This window comes from Allochromatium vinosum DSM 180, from assembly GCF_000025485.1.
GTDB lineage: Bacteria > Pseudomonadota > Gammaproteobacteria > Chromatiales > Chromatiaceae > Thermochromatium > Thermochromatium vinosum.
In genome coordinates, this window is the sequence record NC_013851.1 from 195,567 (window position 1) to 215,703 (window position 20,137).

Sequence of the window (20,137 nt, forward strand, 5' to 3'; positions counted from 1 at the left end):
TCCGGTCCCCTCATATCGTGGCTGTTTGGGCGCGCTTTTGCAAAAACGACCAAGCATTGGGTGTCGTGTCAATCAAGTCAAGCTTGGTGAATGTTCGATCGAATATACTCGTCGGCTCCATTCATAAATCGGAATCCATCGAGGTGGCCTGTATGGTCCGTTTCGCTTTCAGTACCAGACTGGCGGTCGCGATGCTCGTTGGACTGGCGTTCGTCGTCTCGGGCGGGCACTCTGCCGCTGTCGAGACCGGGACGGACGCCTTCAGGCTGACCATCCTGCACATCAACGACCATCATTCGCATCTCGAACCCGCTCTGGATGCGCGGCTGGCGTTCGCTGAGCCTGTTGGGGCCATCGAGGTCGAACTGGGCGGTTTTGCGCGTGTGTCGGCCAAGATCCGGGAGCTGCGCGCGCGCTATCCGAACAGCCTGGCTCTGCATGCGGGCGATGCCATCACGGGCACCCTCTACTACACCCTGTTCAAGGGCGAGGCCGACGCAGCGGCCATGAATCGGATCTGTTTCGATGCCTATGCGCTGGGCAATCACGAGTTCGACGACGGTGATGCGGGGCTGGCGGGGTTTCTCCGAATGCTCGATGGCGATCCGGCCGGCTGTCGGACTCCGGTGCTGGCGGCCAATGTCGTTCCGGCCCTGGGGACGCCGCTCTATCCCCGCGCGGGCGAACGCTTGATCCAGCCGGATGTGGTGCGGACGGTCGCCGGCCGGCGCATCGGGATCATCGGACTCGACATCTCGGGCAAGACGCGGCGCTCGTCGCGTCCGCTCGACTCGACAGTCTTCCTCGATGAACTCACGACCGCGCAGCAGCGGATCGATGCACTCACGTCTCAGGGGATCGACAAGATCATTCTGCTGACGCATCGGCAGTATCTCAATGATCTCGACATGGCGCTGCATCTGCGCGGAGTCGATGCCATCATCGGCGGTGATTCACATACCCTGCTCGGGGAGTCTTTCGCCGACTGGGGGCTGAATCCGAGCGGTCCCTATCCGACCGAGACGCACGATCCGGACGGCAACCGCGTCTGCGTCGTGCAGGCCTGGCAGTACGCCAGCGTCGTCGGCGAACTGCACCTGAGCTTCGATGCGGCCGGACACGTGGCGCGCTGTGAGGGGACGCCGCATCTGCTCCTGGGCGAGCGCTTCGCGCGCGACGGTCAGCCGCTGGACGCGACGGCGCGTCAGACGGTACTCGATGCGATCGCGGCGGCGCCCGAACTCGGCATCGTTGAGCCCGATCCGTCCACCCAGGCGCTGATCACGCGCTATTCCGAGCAGGTCGGGCGGCTCAAACAGACCATCGTCGGAATCGCGGTCCAGGATCTCTGTCTGGAGCGGGTGCCGGGGCAGGGACTGAGTGCCCTCTGTGATGCGCGCGCGACCCAGGCTCATGGCGGCGACATCCAGCAACTGGTGACGGCAGCCTATCTGGCGCGCGTTCCGGAGGCGGACGTGGCGATCCAGAACGCCGGCGGGGCGCGCATCGACATCCCGGCCGGGCCGATCAGTGTCAGTGATGTCTACAGTCTGCTGCCCTTCGCCAACACTCTGGTCGCGCTGCGTCTGACAGGGACCGAGATCCGGGCGGCGCTGGAGGAGGCTGTCGCTGGCTTCATGGATCACGCGGATGGATCGGGCGGCGCCTATCCGGTGGCGGCCAATCTGCGTTGGGAGCTGGATCTGAGCCGGCCGCGCGGACAACGTTTCAGCCATCTCGAGATCCGGCGGCGCGGCGCGCCCGCGTGGCGCCCGCTGGAGGAGACCGATGAGGTGGTCGTCGTCACCAACAGCTTCCTGGCCGGCAGCGGTGATGGCTACGAGACCTTCAAGCGTGCGAGCGAAGATGGACGCGCCAGCGACACCTTCATCGATTACGCGCAAGGCTTCATCGATTATTTGCAGCAGGATCTCGGCGGCGCGGCACCCGGCGATCCGATCCTGGCGACGCCGCCCGAGATTCGGCCGCTGCCCTGCGCCGACTACAGCACCCAGCGCTTCGTCGATGGGCAGGGGCGTCTGTTACAGCCGGATCCGGCCAATCCGCCTGCTTGCCGCTGAGCGAGAGGGGAGATGTCCCGGTCACACCGCGCTCGGGCGGCGTGACCGGGGCGAGCGGAGCGTTGCGGCGGGCGGCTAATTCCCCACCAGCGCCAGCAGCACTCCGGCGGCAACGGCTGAGCCGATGACACCGGCCACGTTTGGCCCCATGGCGTGCATGATCAGGAAGTTGTGGTGATCCGTCTCCTGCCCGACCTTGTTGACCACGCGCGCGGCCATGGGAACGGCCGAGACGCCGGCCGCGCCGATCAGCGGATTGATCTTGCCGCCCGTGACCCGGTGCATGATCTTGCCCATGATGACGCCGGCCGCAGTGCCGATGCAGAAGGCGAGGGCGCCGAGCACCAGGATGCCCAGCGTCTCGGTCTGGAGGAACTTCTCGGCCGAGAGCTTGGACCCGACCGCCAGCCCCAGCAGGATGGTGACGACGTTGATGATCTCGTTCTGCGCCGCGCGGCTCAGACGCTCGACCACTCCGGCCTCGCGCAGCAGGTTGCCGAGCGTGAGCATCCCGATCAGGGGCGCCGCCGAGGGCAGCAGCAGGGCGCAGAGGATCAGCACCACGAACGGGAAGATGATCCGCTCCAGCCGCGAGACCGGACGCATCTGCTGCATGACCACCGCACGCTCTTCCTTGGTCGTCAGAGCGCGCATGATCGGCGGCTGGATGATCGGCACCAGAGCCATGTAGGAGTAAGCCGCGACTGCGATGGCGCCAAGCAGGTCGGGCGCCAGCCGTGAGGCCAGGAAGATGGCCGTGGGACCGTCGGCACCGCCGATGATGGCGATGGCCGAGGCATCCGCGAGCGTGAAGTCGAAGCCCGGCACCAGATTGAGCGCGATGGCGCCGATCAGGGTGGCGAAGATGCCGAATTGCGCCGCCGCGCCCAGCAGCAGGGTCGAGGGTCGCGCGATCAGGGCGCTGAAATCGGTGAGCGCGCCGACGCCCATGAAGATCAGCAACGGAAAGACGCCGGTCTCGATACCGATCGAGTAGATCATGCCGAGCAGGCCATCAGGGCCCGCGATGCCCGCGACCGGAATGTTGCTCAGGATGGCGCCGAAGCCGATCGGCAGCAGCAGCAGCGGCTCGAATTTCTTGGCGATCGCCAGATAGATGAGCAGGACGCCGACGCTCATCATCAGCGCCTGGCCCCACTCCATGTTGGCGATGCCCATGGACAGCCAGAGTGTTTCGAGTTTGTCCATGGTGTCAGCCCAGTGCGATCAGCGGCGCGCCGAGTGCCACGGCTTCGCCTTCCTTGACGCGGATATCGGTCACGCGGCCGGCGGCGGGTGCACGGACTTCAGTCTCCATCTTCATCGCCTCCAGGATCACGACCACATCCCCGGCGTTGACCGTCTGGCCGACAGCGACCGGAACCTTGACGATGGTGCCCGCGAGCGGGGACGCGACCGTTTGCGCCTGGACCGGCACCGCCGCCGACACAGGTGCCGTGCCCGCCGGCACGACCGCTTCGAGCGTGCCTTGGGGCGAAACCGTGACATCGTAGGCACGGCCGTTGACTTCGATCCGATAGTGCTCGGGACCGCTCGCGACCGTCGTCGTGGCGGCCGGGCCGGCGGGTGCGTCCTCGATCTCCCAGGGACGCGGCTCGAAGGCCGCCGGGTTGTCGCGGTTCTCGATGAACTTCAGTCCCACCTGCGGGAACATGGCATAGATGAGCACGTCGTCGATCACCGGATCGACCAGCTTGAGCGTGCGCTCGCGGGCGATCGCCTCCAGCTCTTCGGTCAGGCGATCCAGCTCGGCCGTCAGGTTGTCGGCCGGACGGCAGGTGATCGGCTCCTCGCCCGGCTGGAGCACGCGCGATTGCAGATCCTGATCGACCGGCGCAGGCGTGGCGCCGTATTCGCCGCGCAGCACACCGGCGGTCTCGGTGGTGATGGTCTTGTAGCGCTCGCCCATGAGCACGTTGAGCACCGCCTGACTGCCGACGATCTGCGAGGTCGGCGTGACCAGCGGCAGGAACCCCAGCTCCTCGCGCACGCGCGGGATCTCGGCCAGCACCTCGTCGAGACGGTCCGCCGCGCCCTGCTCGCGCAACTGGTTCTCCATGTTGGTCAGCATGCCGCCCGGCACCTGCGCGACCAGGATGCGCGAATCGACGCCCTTGAGCGAACCCTCGAAGCGCGCGTATTTCTTGCGCACCTCGCGGAAATAGGCGGCGATCTCTTCGAGCAGATTCAAATCCAGGCCGGTGTCGCGCTCGGTGCCCTGCATGATCGCGACCACGGATTCGGTCGGCGAATGACCATAGGTCATGCTCATCGAGGAGATGGCGGTGTCGACCATGTCGATCCCGGCTTCGGCGGCCTTGACGATGGCCGCCGTGCTCAGGCCGGTGGTGGCGTGACACTGCATGGCGATCGGGATGGCGCAGGTCGCCTTGAGCCGCGTCACCAGTTCCTCAGCGACATAGGGACGCAGCAGTCCGGCCATGTCCTTGATGCAGATGGAGTGACAGCCCATGTCTTCGAGCCGCCGGCCCATGTCGACCCAGTAGTCGATGTTATGCACCGGACTGACGGTATAGGACAGAGTGCCCTGGGCGTGGGCATCGGTGGCCAGCGCCGCATGGACCGCGCGCTCCAGATTGCGCAGATCGTTCATGGCGTCGAAGATGCGGAACACCCCGATGCCGTTGAGGGCCGCGCGCTCGACGAACTTCTCGACCACATCGTCGGCATAGTGGCGGTAGCCGAGCAGATTCTGACCGCGCAGCAGCATCTGCTGGGGCGTGCGCGGCATGGCGGCCTTGAGCTGACGCAGACGGTCCCAGGGATCCTCGCCCAGATAACGGATGCAGGCGTCAAAGGTGGCGCCGCCCCAGGATTCCACGGACCAGTAACCAACCTGATCCAGCTTGGCGGCGATGGGCAGCATGTCCTCGGTGCGCATGCGGGTCGCCAGCAGCGACTGATGCGCATCGCGCAGGATGACGTCGGTGATGCCGAGTGGGGTCTTCTGAGTCATGGGTCTATTCCGGCTGTTCGCGCCCGCTCGGGCGTCCGCGACGCACGAGTCGGGCCGGGGCGATGGAGGCTCGGGCCTCTCGGTTGGAATGCGGGTGCGCGAGTCCGGTCAGCGCGGGGCGCGATAACGCGCGATGGCCGCCGTGATCACGGCGATCAAGTCCTCTGAGGTGTCCGCCGGGAGCGGCGCGGCGGCCGGCGACGGGACGGCTGGCGGTTCCTCGGCGGGTGCCAGACGCAGGATGAGCGCCGACATCAGACGCAGGATGCCGACCAGCAGCAGCAGAAAGCTGAACACGATACCCATGCCGATCAGCATCAGCATGAAACTTTCGAACAACAGGGCGCCGTCATTCATGATAGGGCTCCATCGGTCTGTGATTTCCCCATACAGCACGAAGCCCGCCAGAAGCGGGCTTCATCGCGCCACGGACAAGGAGATCGACGACATCGCCGATCGCGATCAGGCTTACTTGATCTTGCCTTCCTTGTACATGACGTGCTGGCGGGCGACGGGATCGAACTTCTTGATCTCCATCTTGCCGGGCTGATTGCGCTTGTTCTTGGTCGTGGTGTAGAAGTGACCGGTTCCAGCGCTGGAATTCAGGCGGATTTTTTCGCGTGCGGCCTTGGCCATGGGGGAATCCTCCGGTTAGACCTTGACGCCGTCGGCGCGCAGGTCGACGAGCACCGCATCGATGCCCTTCTTGTCGATGGTGCGCATGGCCTTGGTGGTCAGGCGCAGCTTCACCCAGCGCTTCTCGGCCTCGACCCAGAACCGCTTTTCGTGCAGATTCGGCAGGAAACGGCGTTTGGTTTTGTTGTTCGCGTGCGAGACGTTGTTGCCGGTGAGGGGGCGCTTACCGGTAACCTGACAGACCTTGGACATGGCGGGAATCCCTACAAGTCGGCGTTGTTCAGTGCTAAAGACCGCGCACTCTAACACAGTGGTCAAAATCGACGCAACCGGAAACCCGATTCTCGTCATCGACATCAGGTTGTTGCAGAATGCCGCCTGGACGGCGACTTTCGACTCTCTCAGCGAGGAAACACATGCCTCCCGCATCGATCTGGATGACACTCGGCGCCGTCGGCGGTCTGCTGACGGTGGCGCTCGGCGCCTTTGGCGCACATGGACTCAAGGGCCGGGTCGATCCGGCGCTCCTGGCCAACTGGCAGACAGCGGCCAATTATCTGGGGCTGCATGCCCTGGCGATCCTGGCCTGCGGTCTGGCCTTGCTGCACCGGCCCGAATCGAGCCTGCTGCACTGGTCGGCGCTGGCCTTCGCGGTCGGCGTCTGTCTGTTCAGCGGCAGTCTGTTCGTGATGACGCTCACCGGTCTGCGTCAACTGGGCATGATCACGCCCATCGGCGGTGTGATCCTCGTCCTCGCCTGGGCGTTGCTGGCCGTCGGCGCGGCGCGCCTGGCCGGCCCTTCGGCCTGAGTCTGGAACGCGAGCACATGTCATGCGCCTGACCCGTCTACATGTCGACCTCGATCTGCGGCCCGGTGCCGAGATCGACCTGCCGAGCGCCCAGGCCCGTCATGCGGTGCAGGTACTGCGACTCGAACGCGATGCACCCTTGGTACTCTTCAATGGCGATGGGCATGACTATTCGGCCTGTCTGGTCGAGCCGGGACGCGATCGCGTGCGCGTCCTGGTCGAATCGCGCGGCGATCCGGAGCTGGAATCCAGGCTCGACATCCATCTGGCGCTCGGGATCTCCAAGGGCGAGCGCATGGACTTCGCGATCCAGAAGGCCGTCGAACTGGGTGTGACCCGGATCACGCCGCTCTTCACCCGCCGCGCTCAGGTGCGGCTCGATGGGGCACGGCTCGACAAGCGGCTGGAGCACTGGCAGGGCGTGGTCGTCGCCGCGTGCGAGCAATCGGGACGCAGGCGCTTGCCGACGCTGGAGCCGGCAGGCGGTCTGGAGGCCTGGCTGGAGACGGCGCACGGGGACGGCTTCGCGGGCGGACTACTGCTCGATCCGCTCGCCGAGCGGGCGCTTCCCGCGCTGCCCGCCCCCGAATCTGGTCTGACGCTGTTGATCGGACCGGAAGGCGGCCTCGATCCGCGCGAGCGTGAAGCGGCGCGGCGCCACGGTTTTCAGGGTGTGCGCCTCGGCCCGCGCATCCTGCGCACCGAGACCGCTCCACTGGCCGCCATCGCCGTGATCCAGGCGCTCTGGGGCGACTTCCGCGATCCCTGAGTCCGGATTCCGTGCTTCAGCCCGACTTCTTGCCGATCAGGGCGCCGATCTCATCGAGCAGCTGCGACTCCTGGTAGGGCTTGCCCAGATAGCGGTTCACGCCGAGCTGGGTGGCATAGTCGCGATGCTTGGCCCCGGTGCGCGAGGTGATCATGATGATCGGCAGATTCCTGAGCCGCTCCGAACGCCGGATGTGGCGCGTGAGTTCATAGCCGTCCATACGCGGCATCTCGACGTCGAGCAGCACCACGTCCGGAATCCGCTCGTCGAGCAGTGTCAGCGCCTCGACGCCATCCTTCGCGGTCAAGACCTCCATGTTCTGCCGGCGCAGCAGACGGCTGGTGACACGGCGCACGGTCAGCGAGTCGTCCACCACCATGACGCAGACCGATTCGCTGGCCGGCTCGGGTGCGATCAGCACCGGCGCCTGTTCGCGAATGGCCCCCGAGCGCACCAGCGCCAGCGCGTCGAGGATGAGCGCAACCCGCCCATCCGGCAGGATGGTCCCGCCGCTCAACCAGCGCACACCCGTCAACTGCGGTCCCAACGGCTTGACCAGGATGCGCTGGCTCTCCAGCAGGGTATCGGCCTGCAGGGCCACGCGCTGATCGCCGATACGCGCCAGCAACACCGGCAGCCAGCGCCGTTCGCCGAGTTCCGGTTCCGGCCCGTTCGCCTCCAGCGCCTGTCCCAGATAGGCGACGCGATAGCGATGACCGCGTGCCGTATAGGTCTTGCTCGGATCGGCATAGATGGCCAGCAACTCTTCACGATTGATGCGCGCCAGTCCTTCGACCGTGCTGTGGGGCACGGCATAGACGGTGTCGCCGACCGAGACCAGGAAGGCGTCGATGATGGCCAGGGTCAGCGGCAGACGGATGGTGAAGCGCGCCCCCTTGCCGGGCACCGATTCCAGATTCATGGTGCCGTTGGCCGCCTTGATCTCGGAGGCGACCACGTCCAGACCCACGCCGCGCCCCGAGATCTGCGTGACCTTGCCCGAAGTGGTGAAGCCCGGTTCCATGATGAATTGCAGGATGGCCTCGTCCGGGAGTTTGGACTCGGCTGTCATCAGGCCGCGCGCGATGGCCTGCTTGCGGATGGCCTCCAGATCCAGGCCCTTGCCGTCGTCGCCCAGACTGATGACGGCATCGTTGCCTTCGCGTCGCAGCGCCAGTGTCACCATGCCGGTTGCGGGTTTGCCGCGTGCCACGCGCGTCTTGGTGTCCTCCAGTCCGTGATCGACGGCATTGCGCAGCAGATGTTCGAGCGGCGCGACCAGCCGGTCGAGGATGGTGCGATCGAGTTCGACCTCGGGGCCGATGACCTCCAGTCGCGCCGACTTGCCGAGACTGTCGGCGGTCTGGCGTACCAGACGATGCAGTCGCGGCACCACCTGCACGAAGGGCACCAGCCGCGTGCGCAGCAACCCATCCTGCAAGTCGTCGGCCAGGCGTGCCTGCTGGGTCAGCAGATCGGTCATCTCACGCTGATAGCCGGCCAGCATCTCCTTGACGCTGATGAGGTCGTTGACGGTCTCGGCGAGCGATCCTGAAAGCTGCTGGAGACGCGAGAAACGGTCGAACTCCAGCGGATCGAACTCGGCGTCGTAGTCCGAGGCGGTCTCGGCACGCTCCGAGGACTCACCGCTACGCTCGAAGCGGTTCAGGATCTGAGCCTGGGTCTCGATCTCGAGCTGGCGCAGTTGCTCGCGCAGCCGCACCACGGTCTGGTCGAGTTCGCCCAGTCCGAAGCCGAGCTGGCCGTTGCGCTGGGTCAGGCGACCGCGATAGATGCTGATCTCGCCGGCATGGTTGACCAGACGGTTGAGCAGGTCGGAGCGCACCCGGATTTGCGGGACGGCGGCGATGGCCCCGGCTCCCTCGCGGGGGGCGGCTTCGGCCGGGGCGGCGGCGGGTGTCGGGAGCGGATGATCCATGGGTGCCGGCGCACCGGGTTCGGCCGTCTCCGCCGGGCGCATCAGGGCGACCTCGGGCGTGGCGGCTTCGGTCGTCGGCTCACCATGCGGTGCGCGCGACAGCTCGGTGACGAGCTCGGCCATGCGCGGGATGGCCGCACCCTGTTCGAGTGCGTCGACCTGGAGCGAGAGCATGTCGACGGCGCGCTGGGCCAGTTCGAGCGTGAGATCGTTGATGCCCGTCTGGTCTTCGTCGAGCGCCTTGAGCCGGGTCTCGAGCGCATGGCTGAGGTCGCCGATCGCCGGCAGTCCGGTCAGGCGGGCGCTGCCCTTGAGCGTGTGCAGCAGCCGGTTGACACCGGCGAGCGCGGCGCTGTCCTGGGGGGCGAGCAGCCAGTCGCGGAACTGACGATCCAGCTTGTCGAGCAGGTCGCGCGCGTCCTCCAGGAAGAGCGCGGCCAATTCGGGGTCGGGCGCGGCCTGGATCTCCGCAGGTGCAGGCTCCGGCATTACCTCTAACTCGCGCTCCGGCTCCGACTTAGGCGGCTGTTCCACCACCGGGGCAGGCGGCTGGGGTGTCTCGGTATGTGCCGAGTCCGTCTCCTCGATGTCGATCCCTGTGGAATCCCTGTCCGGCTCAGGTTCTTCCCGCATGGCCTCCAGCACATCGGTTCGGGCCGTCTCCGGTTCGAGTTCGGGCAAGGGCTCCAGCTCGATCTCAGGCTCCAGCTCGATCTCAGGCTCCAGCTCTGGTTCCGGCGTTGGCTCCGGCTCGGATTCGAGCTCGGACTCCGGTTCCAGGGCCGCTTCGATGTCTGCGATCGGGAGCGCTTCGGCTGGACTTGGCTCGGCTTCCAGTGTGAGTTCCAGCTCGGACGCCTCCGCCGCGATCGGCGCATCGAGCTGGAGCGGTTCTTCCAGCTCGACGAATGATTCCGGCGCGTGCTCGTCGATGGCCGCGAAGGATTCGGGCGAGTCCTCGTCCTCGAAGGCGACATCCAGTTCCAGTTCGAGTGGCGCGAGGTCCGGCGTTCCGGGTTCCGGTGGTTCGACCTCGACGGCTGATCCGTGCTCCGGTTCCGGCGTCTGGAGCGCCGGTGAGTTCAGTTCAGACCAGAGGGCGGCGAGGGCGGCCGCGCCGGCGCCCGATTCGGGCAGTTCCTCGACCCGCTGCTCGATGGCCTCGGCCGCGCGCCGGAAGAGTGTGACGAGCGGCTCGCTCAAGGGTTCGCCGCTCGTGCGCCTGGGCTTGATGCACAGCTCCATGGCTTTGGTGACGCGCGCGATGGATTCGATGCCCGACATGCGGGCGCTGCCGGTCAGGGTATGGAGCGCGCGTTCGATCGACTCATAGAGCGGCCGCTCGCCGCCGGATTCGTCGCCCTCCAGGAAGGCACGCACGACGCTCAGATGTTCCAGTGTCTCGGTGTGGAAGATGTCGAGCAGTTCCGAATCGGCGGCAAACAGGCTGTCGTGGTCGAGGCTCTCCTCGACGGGTGCCGACGTCCCGACCTCCGCGACCGGGGAAGCGGCTTCGGCGGGTGACTCTTCCGGCTGGCGTTCGACGGATGGCTGGGGTTCCGACGGACTCTCGGCACCGATGCCCTCGCGCAGCCGGGTCGCACGCACGACATGGGGTTCGATGTCGAATGGGTGCCCCTCGGCTTCGGACTCGACCAGCTCGGGCAGGACGCGCACGGCCTCGGCGATGCAGTCCAGGATCTCGGTGGAGGGACTGGACGCCGTCTCGATGAGCCGGTTGAGCAGGAACTCTATGGCTTGAGCGAAATCACCGACCTGGAGCGCGCCGACCAGCCGTCCGCTGCCCTTGAGCGTGTGGAAACTGCGGCGCAGCGTAGCCAGTGCGTCCGCATCGGACGGATCGGACTGCCAGCGCGCCAACTGGGTGCGGGCCGAGTCGATCTCCTCGCGTGCCTCTTCCAGGAAGATGTCCAGGAATTCGGTCTCGCCGTCATCCGATTCCAGATCCAGCTCGTCGGCCGGATGTGCGGATTCGGACTCCGGTTCGGACGGGAGTTCGAGTTCCGGCTCGGGCGTCGCGTCGGCCTCCAGCGCCCTGGAGGCGAGGGGGGGCTCGCCCAATGCGCCCAGTTCGGCCTGGAGCGCCGAGATGCCGCGCCCGGCCCGGTCGATCAGGGTCTCGCCGAGCGGCATCGGCTGTTGCAGATGGCCGATATAGAGCTCCAGTCCGGCGATGGCGTCGGCCAGGTGGTCGATCTGGGTGTCGGTCGGGAGACGCTGGTGGCGCACATAGGCCGTCTGCACCAGGCTCGCGACCAGCTCGGCCAGGTCGGCGGCCGGACTCTCGCCCAGGATGCGCAGCGCGCCCGACACACCCGTCAGGTAGCCCTCGATGGGACTCAGGATCTCGCGGGACTCGGGGTCGCTCTGCCAGTCGGCGATGGCCTCCTTGACCCGCGACAGCTCGTAGCCGGCCTCGCGGAGCGTGGCGGCGGTCAGGTCCGATAGATCCATATCGGGCGCAATGAGCCGCTCGGCGCCCGCGTCACGCCGGTCGGCCAGGGCCAGTAGCACGGATTCGATCCCCAGCAACTCCATTGCGTAGGATTCGAGACGCGCGGCCTGTCCCTTGAGATCGGTCGCGTCGAGTGTCTGGAAACGATCGGCGAGCGCCCGCAGGCGTGCCGGCAGATTGCCGACCTCGACCTCGTCGAGTCGCGTGGCCAGTCGGCGCAGACGATCGCTGAAGCCCTGGATCAGATCCTGATCGGTGTGCTCGGCGAGCGTGAGCCGATCGAAGGTCGCCTTGAGATCCGTGAGTTCGGTGACGAGCTCGCCCGCCAGTCCGGCGAGCGCCGCCTCGGCCTCCAGCGTGGCCTGAGTCTCGGCTTCGATCGGCACGGCGGGCGCCGGACCATAGTTCATCCGCGCTTCGGTGAGCGCGTCGTCCTCGATACCGGCCGCGATCAGGATGTCGAGCAACTGTTCGATCAGTGCCCTGGCATCGACCTCGGGCCAGACGGGGGGGCGCTGGGTCAGCGGCTTGAGCGCCCAGTCCATATGCCCCATGAGGGTCCGCGCATGCGGGCTGGATTCGAGCCGGCCGTCCTGGAGCGCCGCCGTGAAGAGCTCGGCGAGTCCGAAGAGATCGGTGAGGGTTCCGTCCTTGAGGTAGTCGTGGAGCTGGTGGAAGATCCGCCCGAGCTGAATGAGGGCCTCGGTGTCGTTGCGGTACCAGCCGACCAGATGACGATGGAACTGGGGACGGACCTGACGGATGACCTCGGCCAGGATGTCGAGCTCCTCGGGAATCCATTGCGAACGGCCGTCCTGATCGGAGATCGCAAACCGCAGCAACTCCGAGCGGGTCAGCGGGAGCTGATCCCGGGCCGAGCGCAGGGCGTTGATGATCGACCACAGGCTCAGCGGTGGTTCCTCGAATCCGGCGTCCAGCCGGTCGAGATGGTTGGCCAGCTGATCGAGCGCCTGCCCCAGGACGACGGTGGCCTCGGGATAGTGTTCGGGTTCGGTCTCTTCGAGACATTCGGCGAGCCGGTGCATCTCCTCGACCAGGCGCGCGGGCGTCGTCAGGCGCAGGGCCAGCAGCACGCCCTGGATCTGACTCAAGGCTTTGAGCACGGAGTCCAGTTCGGTCTCGACATCGAAATCGGCGCCGGCCTCGATCAGATCGCGGACCGGGCGCAGGGTGGCGCCGATCTCGCCCTTGACCCATTTCAGGCCGCCAATCAGCTGTTTGTCCGCCATTGGCTCATCCCTCGCGATGAAATCCGCCGATCACGCCGGCAACCGGAAGCCGGCCACCGATTTCTGCAGGTCGCTGGCCAGACTGGCCAGTACCTCGACCGATTCGGCGGCCTTGCGCGTGCCGTCGGTGTTCTCTTCGGTGATCGCGCGGATGGCCTGCACCGTGTCGTTGATCTCGGCCGACTGGCGCGACTGACGCTGCGAGGAGTCGGCGATGCGCTTGGTCAGCTCGGCGATGTAGGCCGAGACGTTCTCGATCTCGCGCAGGGCCTCGCCGGCGTTCTCGGCCAGATGCGCGCCCTCGACCACGCCGGCCGTACTGGCCTCCATCGAACTGACGGCCTCGTTGGTGTCGGCCTGGATGGTGCGCACCAGCACCTCGATCTGCTTGGTGGCGTTGCGCGAGCGCTCGGCCAGACGCTGCACCTCGTCGGCGACCACCGCGAAGCCACGCCCGGCCTCGCCGGCCATGGCCGCCTGCATGGCGGCGTTCAGGGCCAGGATGTTGGTCTGGTCGGCGATGTCGTCGATGAGTTCGACGATCTCGCCGATCTCCTGCGAGGACTCGCCCAGCCGCTTGATGCGCTTGGAGGTCTCCTGGATCTGCTCGCGGATGGCGTCCATGCCCTGGATGGTGTCGCGCACCGTCTGGGCGCCGCGTCCGGCGACCTCGACCGAGCGCGAGGCGACCTCGGCCGACTCACCGGCGTTGCGCGCCACCTCGTCGATCTGCACCGTCAGCGACTGCACGGCGGCCGAGGCCTGAGTGATCTGGAGCGACTGCGCACTGCTGGCCTCGGCCAGCCGCAGCGAGATGGCGCGGCTCTCCTGGGCCGAACCGGCGACCTGGGTCGCCGTCTGGTTGATGGTGGCCACCAGTGCGCGCAGCGCCTCGATGGCATAGTTGAAGGCGTCGGCGATGGCGCCGGTCTTGTCCTCCGTGACTGTGGCCTCGACCGTGAGATCGCCGTCGGCCAGGTCGCCCAGCTCGTCGAGGAGACGCAGGATGGCGCGCTCGTCACGTTCGGTCTGCGCCCGGTAGGCCGCCTCGCGGGCCTTGGAGTCGCGCAGGAAGATCAGGACCAGGGCGGCGAGGCTCAGGAGCGACAGGGCCGCGAACACGAGCACCGCGCCCGTGCCGATCGGCAGGCCGAGCAGGATGAAACGCCGTCCGGCCTCGCGAGAGTGGGTCAGCAGCTCCGACAGGGCCGACTCGACGCCCCCGGCGGTCGTCTGGATGCCCGGCAGTTGCCCGATGGCCGCGCGCACGCCGTCCAGGCGCCGCAGGATCTCGGTCGAGCGGGTCTCGAGCGTGGCGAACTGCTCGGTCATCTCTTCGAGCGCTGCGCGCGATCCGGCGGCTTCGCTGTGTCCGCGCACACCGGAGATCAGGGTCGAGAGTCCCTCGGCAAACGCCTCGCTCGACTTGACGGTCTCGTCGAGTGCCTGACCGGCGGCGACGCCGCCGAGCAGATAGCGGTCCAGCGCCGACTCCAGCCGCTCCAGCCGCGAGAGCTGGAATCCGGCCTCCAGCACCAGGGCGGGCGCGGCATCCTCGGCGGCGAGTCGCTTGGCCACCTTGGTCATGGTCTCGCGCAGACGCGGGAGTTGCTCGCGGGACTCACCCATCAGCTTGCGTACCGCCAGGATCGGCTCGCGCGCGGCCAGGATGGCGTCGAGACCCTGGGCGAGCGGCGTCCAGGACTGCTCGATCTTGCGCAGATCGGCGCGCAGCAGACTGGTCGCCTCCTGCTTGGCGGATTCCTCGATGCTCTGGGTCAGATCCACCAGCGTGGCCTGGAAGCGCTGGCGCTCGCGGCGCAGACGGTCGAGTGTCTCGGCCTCGCCGGTCGTGGCCTCGTGCGCCGAGCGCATCAACTGCTGGGCCAGGATCTTCTGCTCGGCGGCGATGAAGCCCTGACGCGCTTTCAGCTCGTCGAGCTGGGCCAGTTCGAGATAGCTGAACAGCGCCAGGATCGCGAAGAACAGGGCGCAGAACCCAAAGGCGATCGCGATCAGCAGATGCGATCCATCCAGCGCGGGCTTGCCAAGATTGAGTTTGAAGCGTGTCGCCATCTCGTACCGACTCCTCGATAAACCCAGGTCGACCCGATCGTCTGGATGTCGGAACCGACAGGGTTCGACTGCTTAAGATTATGTTGCCGGGATCAGGTGAGCGCGGCGTTGAGTAGCGGATCGGCCATCATGGCCGTCAGCTCGATCACCGGCAGTGGTTGACCGTCGAGCCGATAGGCCGTCTCGACATAGCGGCCGATCGCTCCCCAGCCATCGACGTTCCCGGCGACCCGGTCGCTGTTCTGGATATAGCGCATGCCTACGGCCTCGGAGACCACCAGGCCGCAGGGCAGATCGTCCTGCCGCACGACCAGTACGCGCTCGCGGCCCCGGACGTGCTCGCGCCGACGCTCGGCGGCGCCGTCCTGAAAGCGTTTGCGAATCCGTGGCGGGGTGCCCGTGATCAGGGACGCCAGGTCATAGATGGGCAGGAGCGTGCCACGGTTGTTGGCCACGCCGAGCAGCCAGGGTTTGGTGCCGGGAACGCGCGTGATCTCCCAGGGCAACTCCAGCACCTCGGCGATCTGTTCGAGCGGCGCGAGCAGGAGTTGTCTGTCGACCCGGAACAGTACGGCGGTCCAGCTGTCCGGCGGGCGGGCCTCGTCGGGCAGCCCGGCGGCGCGGGCGCGGCAGCGTGCGTCGAGCTTCTGGATCAGCTCGTGCAGATCCGTGCGGGTGCGCTGGTTCTTAGCCATGGCTCGCCGGACCGTCCAGGAGTTCACGGATGCGTTCTAGCAGGAGCTGGCGGTCGACCGGCTTGGTCAGATAATCCGTTGCGCCCTGGCGCAACCCCCAGGTGCGGTCGGTCTGCAGATCCTTGGTCGTCACCATGATGATGGGGATGTCGGCGGTCTCGGCATCGCGCCTCAGCAGACGGGTGGCCTGGTAGCCGTTGAGAACCGGCATGATGACGTCCATGAGGATGAGATCCGGGCGAAGCGCCCGCGCGCGCGCGACGCCTTCCTCGCCGTTACAGGCCGTCTCGACCTGATAGCCGGCCTTCTTCAGCGTGGTCGAGAGGATGTGGGTCTCGGTCGGCGAGTCATCGACGATCAGGACGGTCGGGGGCGTCTCCAGGGTCGTCGCGGCGGCGCCCAGATCCCGGTGCGGATTCAGTTTGTCTTGGAAACGTCTCATGGCGTGCTCGGGACTCGAGTGCTTGATATCCTCGCGCAACGATCGCGCTTGGGATCGAACGCTGGCATGGCTGAGTGGCTCGGGGGTCGGCTCATGGCACTGGCGTCCGCTTCAGGGCGACTCCGTGGACGGAGCCGGACTCAGACTGGCGCGCACCGCGCCGATCAACTCGTCGGCGGTGAAGGGCTTGGCGAGATAGAGCCGTGCGCCGACCAGACGTCCCTTGGCGCGATCGAAGAGACCGTCCTTGCTCGAGAGCATCACCACGGGCGTGTCCCGGAGCTGGGGGTTGTTCTTGATCAGGGCGCAGGTGTGATAGCCGTCGAGCCGTGGCATCATGATGTCGACGAAGACCAGATCGGGCTTGAAGCTGACGACCTTGCCGAGTGCCTCGAAGCCGTCTTCGGCCAGTTGCACCTCGCAGCCGGCCTTGGTGAGCAGGACTTCGGCGCTGCGGCGAATGGTCTTGCTGTCGTCGACGACCAGAATCCTGGTGCCGCGCAGATCTAGTTCGTCCGGCATGCCGACTCCTGGTGAGGATATGGCCCGATGTGTGTCCGGGCCGTCTGGAGGAGGGCGGCTGGACCTGGACCATCGAGGTTCTCGAAACTGGGCGCCGTGGTCATCGATGCTGGAGTTCCCGCACGCGGGCGGGGATTCCTGATGCCTAGAATGGACTGGGATGCTAGGGTCAAGCGTCCTCCCATGCAAGCGACTCGACTCGGTTTTTCACTTTAGGCCGGTTTTTCACTCTAAGGCGGGGTTTATGAATATTCGAATCGGCTTCGTGATGGACCCGATCGGTTCCATCCGGATCAAGAAGGATAGCACCTTCGCCATGCTGCTCGCCGCCCAAAGACGCGGCTGGTCGCTCTGGTACATGGAGGTCGGCGATCTGTCACTGCTCGACGGTCAGGCCATGGCGCGGATGCGTGCCGTCGAGGTCGTCGACGATCCGCTCGGCTGGTTCCGGCTCGGTGAGGAAGTCGAGCGGCCGCTCGACTGGCTCGATACGCTGCTGATGCGCAAAGACCCGCCCTTCGACATGGAATACGTCTACACGACCTATCTGCTCGAACGCGCCCAGCAGGCCGGCTGTCTGGTCGTCAACGATCCACGCAGTCTGCGCGACGCCAACGAAAAGGTCTTCACCGCCGTTTTTCCACAGTGCGCGCCGCCGACGCTCGTCACACGCCAGGCGCGCGACATCCGCGCCTTCCAGGCCGAGCACGGCGAGATCGTGATCAAGCCGTTGCACGGCATGGGCGGAGCCTCGATCTTTCGTCTGCGCCCGGACGATCCCAACCTGAGCGTCGTCATCGAAACCCTGACCCAGCATGGCCGGACCTTCTGCATGGTCCAGCGCTTCATCCCCGAGATCGAGACCGGAGACAAGCGTATCCTCATGGTCGACGGCGAGCCCGTGCCCTATTGTCTGGCGCGCATCCCGGCCCCCGGCGAGACGCGCGGCAACCTGGCCGCCGGCGCTTCGGCCGAGGCGCGGCCACTGAGCGCGCGCGACCGCTGGATCGCCGAACAGGTCGGCCCCGAACTGCGTGCGCGCGGTATCCTCTTTGCCGGACTGGATGTGATCGGCGACTACCTCACCGAGATCAATGTCACCAGCCCGACCTGTATTCGCGAACTGGACGCGGCCTATGACCTGGACATCGCGGGTGATCTCATGGATTGCATCGCGGTCCGGTTGGGCGAGCGCGCGGATCGCTCCGAGCATTGACGCCCATCCGGGGTGTCCTTGAAACCAGGCGTGTCATCGGAGACGGGGCGCGCGCACGAGGTTCAACCTGGGAGCCATCATCATGGGGTTTGTGCTGTCCCCCTCGACCTTGGTCCGACTGGCGCGCGCCTGTACGCTGCTGCTCGTGCTGTCGCTGACACTCACCGGCTGTCGCGACAAGGCGCCGGTCATGCTCTCGCGCTTCACGGCCTTCGAGACGCCGGTGGATGTGAGTCTGGTCGCTGTCACCCGTGATCAGGCCGAGCGGGCCGCCACGCTCGTCGCCCAGGACTTCGCCTGTCTGGAGCGGGACTGGGCGAGCGATGGCGAAGCCATGGAGCGCGTGAACCGTCTGCTGGCCCAGGGTGATCCCTTCGTGCCGCCGCCGTCCGTTCTGCGTCTGGTCCGGCTCGGTCAGACGCTGGAATCCGAGAGCGAGGGGCTGGTCAATCTGAGCATCGGACGGCTCGTGCGACTCTGGGGGTTCGACACAGCGACCACCGCCAGCCGTCATCCGCCGGAGCGCGAGCGGATCTCAGATCTGGTCGCCGCCGCGCCGTCCATGTCGGCGATCACGATCGAGGGGCTGACCCTGCGCGGGAGTAACCCGACCCTGAGTCTCGACCTGACTCCCATCGCCAGGGCACAGGCCATCGACCTGGCGATCCGGCATCTCAAGGATCTGGGCGTGCGCAATGCGCTCGTCCAGGCCGGCAGCGAGCTGCGCGTGCTCGGTGAGCGCAGCGGTCAGCCCTGGCGCGTTCCCGTGCTGCGACCCAGCGGTTCGGCGGTGCTGGCGATCGTGCCGCTGCGCGGTGACGAAGCCATGGCGACGGTGGCCGAGCACGATCGCTCCTTCACGGATCGCGGCCGGCTCTATCACGCCGTCCTCGATCCGCGTACGGGCCGGCCGGCCACCGGAGCGCGTTCGGTCACGGTCCTGAGCGCGGAGACCACATATGCGGCGGCGGCGGCTCGGGCGCTCTTCATCGCCGGCCCCACGGATTGGCGGCGCCTGGCCGGGCGTCTGGGTGTGCAGCAGGCGCTGCTCGTCGACGCCGAGGGGCGTCTGCACCTGACACCGGCGATGGCCGAACGTCTCGAACGGGTCGATGCCGACGAGCCGGTCGCGATCGTCGAACCCGAATGGCCGGCGCCCGTGGCGCAAGACGGGCGACGGCCATGACCGCCACCGGTATCAGGACGCTGGAACGGCCGCGTGAACTGGTCATCCAGGGCACCAGGGTGCCGAGCACGCCCTTCGTCGCCGCCCTGGCCGGGGCCGGCTGGCTGCATCTGCTACTGATCCTGGCCGTCTCCTTCGTGTGGCCCGAGCCGGGGCCGCCACCCGAATCGGCGATGGAGGTGGTCTTGCTCAAAGACATCGGCGCCGGCGTGCCGAATCGCGCCTCCGAGGCGGCGCTGGCGCAGCGCGATCAGGTCGGTCAGGCACCGCTCGGCGACGCGGCGATCCCGACCTTCGGCGAGGCACCCGAGGCGTCCTCCGATACGCGCGCGCAGACGGAGGCACCGGCCGGCGACGCCGACCTCCGGACGGTGACTCCGGAGCCGGCGACCGCATCCACACCGACCGAGGTGCCGCCGCACGACGATCCTCTGGCCCGTCCGGACGCCATGACACTGCCGTTGAGGGAGCCGCCCACCGCGCCGATCCTGGCCACCGAGGCCGAGGCTCCGCCCAGGCCGGAGGTCGACCCGCTCACGCCGCGCCAGACGGTCGTCGACGCGGCTCAGATCCTCGCCAGCCAGGGCTTGGAGGTCGCGCGTCTGACGTCCAGCCAGACGGCCAGTGCCGCCGGCGGCTCCAAGCGCGCGCGGCGCAAGTCGATCAGCGCCAGCACGCGCGAGTTCCGCTACGCCAGCTATCTGGCGGCCTGGGCGCAGAAGGTCGAGCGCATCGGCAATCTCAACTATCCGCAGGCGGCGCGCGATCAGCGTCTCTATGGCAGTCTCATCCTGCACGTGGCCGTGCGCGCCGACGGCAGCCTGGAGAACATCCGCGTGGTGCGCTCCTCCGGCTTCGATCTGCTCGATCAGGCTGCGATCCGGATCGTCGAGCTGGCCGCGCCCTTCTCGCCCTTTCCGCCCGACATCGCCGCCGAGACCGATGTGCTCGACATCGTGCGCACCTGGCAGTTCATGCGCGGTGACGTGCTCGGATGGGAACGGTGAGCGCGCGCCTGGATGGGACAGGAGCGCCAATCGGC

General features: G+C 67.0%; 16 protein-coding genes. 6 read left to right on the forward strand and 10 right to left on the reverse strand.

Annotation, left to right across the window (positions count from 1 at the left end):
• The first annotated feature begins 152 nt into the window (after positions 1 to 152).
• Complete coding sequence (locus ALVIN_RS00925; protein ID WP_012969427.1) at positions 153 to 2,081, forward strand: bifunctional metallophosphatase/5'-nucleotidase; 1,929 nt, start codon at positions 153 to 155, stop codon at positions 2,079 to 2,081.
• Positions 2,082 to 2,156: 75 nt separating this feature from the next.
• Here ALVIN_RS00925 and ALVIN_RS00930 read toward each other — a convergent pair whose 3' ends face one another.
• From ALVIN_RS00930 to rpmB, 5 genes are all read right to left on the reverse strand, one after another.
• Positions 2,157 to 3,290: a sodium ion-translocating decarboxylase subunit beta gene (locus ALVIN_RS00930; RefSeq protein ID WP_012969428.1), complete on the reverse strand. Its 1,134-nt coding sequence runs from the start codon at positions 3,288 to 3,290 to the stop codon at positions 2,157 to 2,159.
• A gap of 4 nt (positions 3,291 to 3,294) precedes the next feature.
• On the reverse strand, positions 3,295 to 5,079 hold the full coding sequence (gene oadA, locus ALVIN_RS00935; RefSeq protein ID WP_012969429.1) for a sodium-extruding oxaloacetate decarboxylase subunit alpha: 1,785 nt from the start codon (positions 5,077 to 5,079) through the stop codon (positions 3,295 to 3,297).
• A 108-nt stretch (positions 5,080 to 5,187) separates the two neighbouring features.
• A complete protein-coding gene (locus tag ALVIN_RS00940; protein ID WP_012969430.1) occupies positions 5,188 to 5,436 on the reverse strand; it encodes an OadG family protein in 249 nt (82 codons plus the stop codon).
• 111 nt (positions 5,437 to 5,547) lie between these two features.
• Positions 5,548 to 5,715: a 50S ribosomal protein L33 gene (gene rpmG, locus ALVIN_RS00945; protein WP_012969431.1), complete on the reverse strand. Its 168-nt coding sequence runs from the start codon at positions 5,713 to 5,715 to the stop codon at positions 5,548 to 5,550.
• A 15-nt stretch (positions 5,716 to 5,730) separates the two neighbouring features.
• Positions 5,731 to 5,967 (reverse strand): 50S ribosomal protein L28, encoded by a 237-nt coding sequence (rpmB, locus tag ALVIN_RS00950; RefSeq protein ID WP_012969432.1) that lies wholly within the window; start codon positions 5,965 to 5,967, stop codon positions 5,731 to 5,733.
• A 164-nt stretch (positions 5,968 to 6,131) separates the two neighbouring features.
• Between rpmB and ALVIN_RS00955 the strand changes: the two genes are divergently transcribed.
• Together ALVIN_RS00955 and ALVIN_RS00960 are read left to right on the forward strand one after the other, a co-directional pair.
• Entirely contained in the window at positions 6,132 to 6,524 is a 393-nt protein-coding gene (locus ALVIN_RS00955) for a DUF423 domain-containing protein (protein ID WP_012969433.1), read from the forward strand.
• Positions 6,525 to 6,546: 22 nt separating this feature from the next.
• Complete coding sequence (locus ALVIN_RS00960) at positions 6,547 to 7,293, forward strand: 16S rRNA (uracil(1498)-N(3))-methyltransferase (RefSeq protein ID WP_012969434.1); 747 nt, start codon at positions 6,547 to 6,549, stop codon at positions 7,291 to 7,293.
• Positions 7,294 to 7,309: 16 nt separating this feature from the next.
• On the opposite strand, the gene ALVIN_RS00965 is transcribed toward ALVIN_RS00960, so the two are convergent.
• The 5 genes from ALVIN_RS00965 to ALVIN_RS00985 form a co-directional block, all read right to left on the reverse strand.
• A complete protein-coding gene (locus ALVIN_RS00965; protein ID WP_012969435.1) occupies positions 7,310 to 12,958 on the reverse strand; it encodes a hybrid sensor histidine kinase/response regulator in 5,649 nt (1,882 codons plus the stop codon).
• 30 nt (positions 12,959 to 12,988) lie between these two features.
• A complete protein-coding gene (locus tag ALVIN_RS00970; protein WP_012969436.1) occupies positions 12,989 to 15,034 on the reverse strand; it encodes a methyl-accepting chemotaxis protein in 2,046 nt (681 codons plus the stop codon).
• A 92-nt stretch (positions 15,035 to 15,126) separates the two neighbouring features.
• Positions 15,127 to 15,729 carry a chemotaxis protein CheW gene (locus ALVIN_RS00975; protein WP_012969437.1) on the reverse strand — a complete coding sequence of 201 codons (603 nt, stop codon included), beginning with the start codon at positions 15,727 to 15,729 and terminating at the stop codon, positions 15,127 to 15,129.
• Positions 15,722 to 16,171 carry a response regulator gene (locus ALVIN_RS00980; protein WP_012969438.1) on the reverse strand — a complete coding sequence of 150 codons (450 nt, stop codon included), beginning with the start codon at positions 16,169 to 16,171 and terminating at the stop codon, positions 15,722 to 15,724. Before ALVIN_RS00980 ends, ALVIN_RS00975 begins: the two co-directional genes overlap by 8 nt.
• A 111-nt stretch (positions 16,172 to 16,282) precedes the next feature.
• Positions 16,283 to 16,693, reverse strand: a complete 411-nt coding sequence (locus ALVIN_RS00985; protein ID WP_012969439.1) for a response regulator — start codon at positions 16,691 to 16,693, stop codon at positions 16,283 to 16,285.
• 244 nt (positions 16,694 to 16,937) lie between these two features.
• Here ALVIN_RS00985 and gshB point away from each other — a divergent pair, with 244 nt between their 5' ends.
• The 3 genes from gshB (at position 16,938) to ALVIN_RS16395 (ending at position 20,102) form a co-directional block, all read left to right on the forward strand.
• Entirely contained in the window at positions 16,938 to 17,909 is a 972-nt protein-coding gene (gshB, locus tag ALVIN_RS00990) for a glutathione synthase (protein WP_012969440.1), read from the forward strand.
• Positions 17,910 to 17,991: 82 nt separating this feature from the next.
• Positions 17,992 to 19,095 carry an FAD:protein FMN transferase gene (locus ALVIN_RS00995; RefSeq protein WP_012969441.1) on the forward strand — a complete coding sequence of 368 codons (1,104 nt, stop codon included), beginning with the start codon at positions 17,992 to 17,994 and terminating at the stop codon, positions 19,093 to 19,095.
• Entirely contained in the window at positions 19,092 to 20,102 is a 1,011-nt protein-coding gene (locus ALVIN_RS16395) for an energy transducer TonB (RefSeq protein WP_012969442.1), read from the forward strand. The genes ALVIN_RS00995 and ALVIN_RS16395 overlap by 4 nt, the downstream gene beginning before the upstream one ends.
• The last annotated feature ends 35 nt before the right edge of the window (positions 20,103 to 20,137 follow it).

Coding starts and splice junctions, on each gene's coding strand:
- ALVIN_RS00925 (WP_012969427.1), top strand. CDS start 153: ATGGTCCGTTTCGCTTTCAGTACCAGACTGGCGGTCGCGATGCTCGTT.
- ALVIN_RS00930 (WP_012969428.1), bottom strand. CDS start 3,290: ATGGACAAACTCGAAACACTCTGGCTGTCCATGGGCATCGCCAACATG.
- oadA (WP_012969429.1), bottom strand. CDS start 5,079: ATGACTCAGAAGACCCCACTCGGCATCACCGACGTCATCCTGCGCGAT.
- ALVIN_RS00940 (WP_012969430.1), bottom strand. CDS start 5,436: ATGAATGACGGCGCCCTGTTGTTCGAAAGTTTCATGCTGATGCTGATC.
- rpmG (WP_012969431.1), bottom strand. CDS start 5,715: ATGGCCAAGGCCGCACGCGAAAAAATCCGCCTGAATTCCAGCGCTGGA.
- rpmB (WP_012969432.1), bottom strand. CDS start 5,967: ATGTCCAAGGTCTGTCAGGTTACCGGTAAGCGCCCCCTCACCGGCAAC.
- ALVIN_RS00955 (WP_012969433.1), top strand. CDS start 6,132: ATGCCTCCCGCATCGATCTGGATGACACTCGGCGCCGTCGGCGGTCTG.
- ALVIN_RS00960 (WP_012969434.1), top strand. CDS start 6,547: ATGCGCCTGACCCGTCTACATGTCGACCTCGATCTGCGGCCCGGTGCC.
- ALVIN_RS00965 (WP_012969435.1), bottom strand. CDS start 12,958: ATGGCGGACAAACAGCTGATTGGCGGCCTGAAATGGGTCAAGGGCGAG.
- ALVIN_RS00970 (WP_012969436.1), bottom strand. CDS start 15,034: ATGGCGACACGCTTCAAACTCAATCTTGGCAAGCCCGCGCTGGATGGA.
- ALVIN_RS00975 (WP_012969437.1), bottom strand. CDS start 15,729: ATGGCTAAGAACCAGCGCACCCGCACGGATCTGCACGAGCTGATCCAG.
- ALVIN_RS00980 (WP_012969438.1), bottom strand. CDS start 16,171: ATGAGACGTTTCCAAGACAAACTGAATCCGCACCGGGATCTGGGCGCC.
- ALVIN_RS00985 (WP_012969439.1), bottom strand. CDS start 16,693: ATGCCGGACGAACTAGATCTGCGCGGCACCAGGATTCTGGTCGTCGAC.
- gshB (WP_012969440.1), top strand. CDS start 16,938: ATGAATATTCGAATCGGCTTCGTGATGGACCCGATCGGTTCCATCCGG.
- ALVIN_RS00995 (WP_012969441.1), top strand. CDS start 17,992: ATGGGGTTTGTGCTGTCCCCCTCGACCTTGGTCCGACTGGCGCGCGCC.
- ALVIN_RS16395 (WP_012969442.1), top strand. CDS start 19,092: ATGACCGCCACCGGTATCAGGACGCTGGAACGGCCGCGTGAACTGGTC.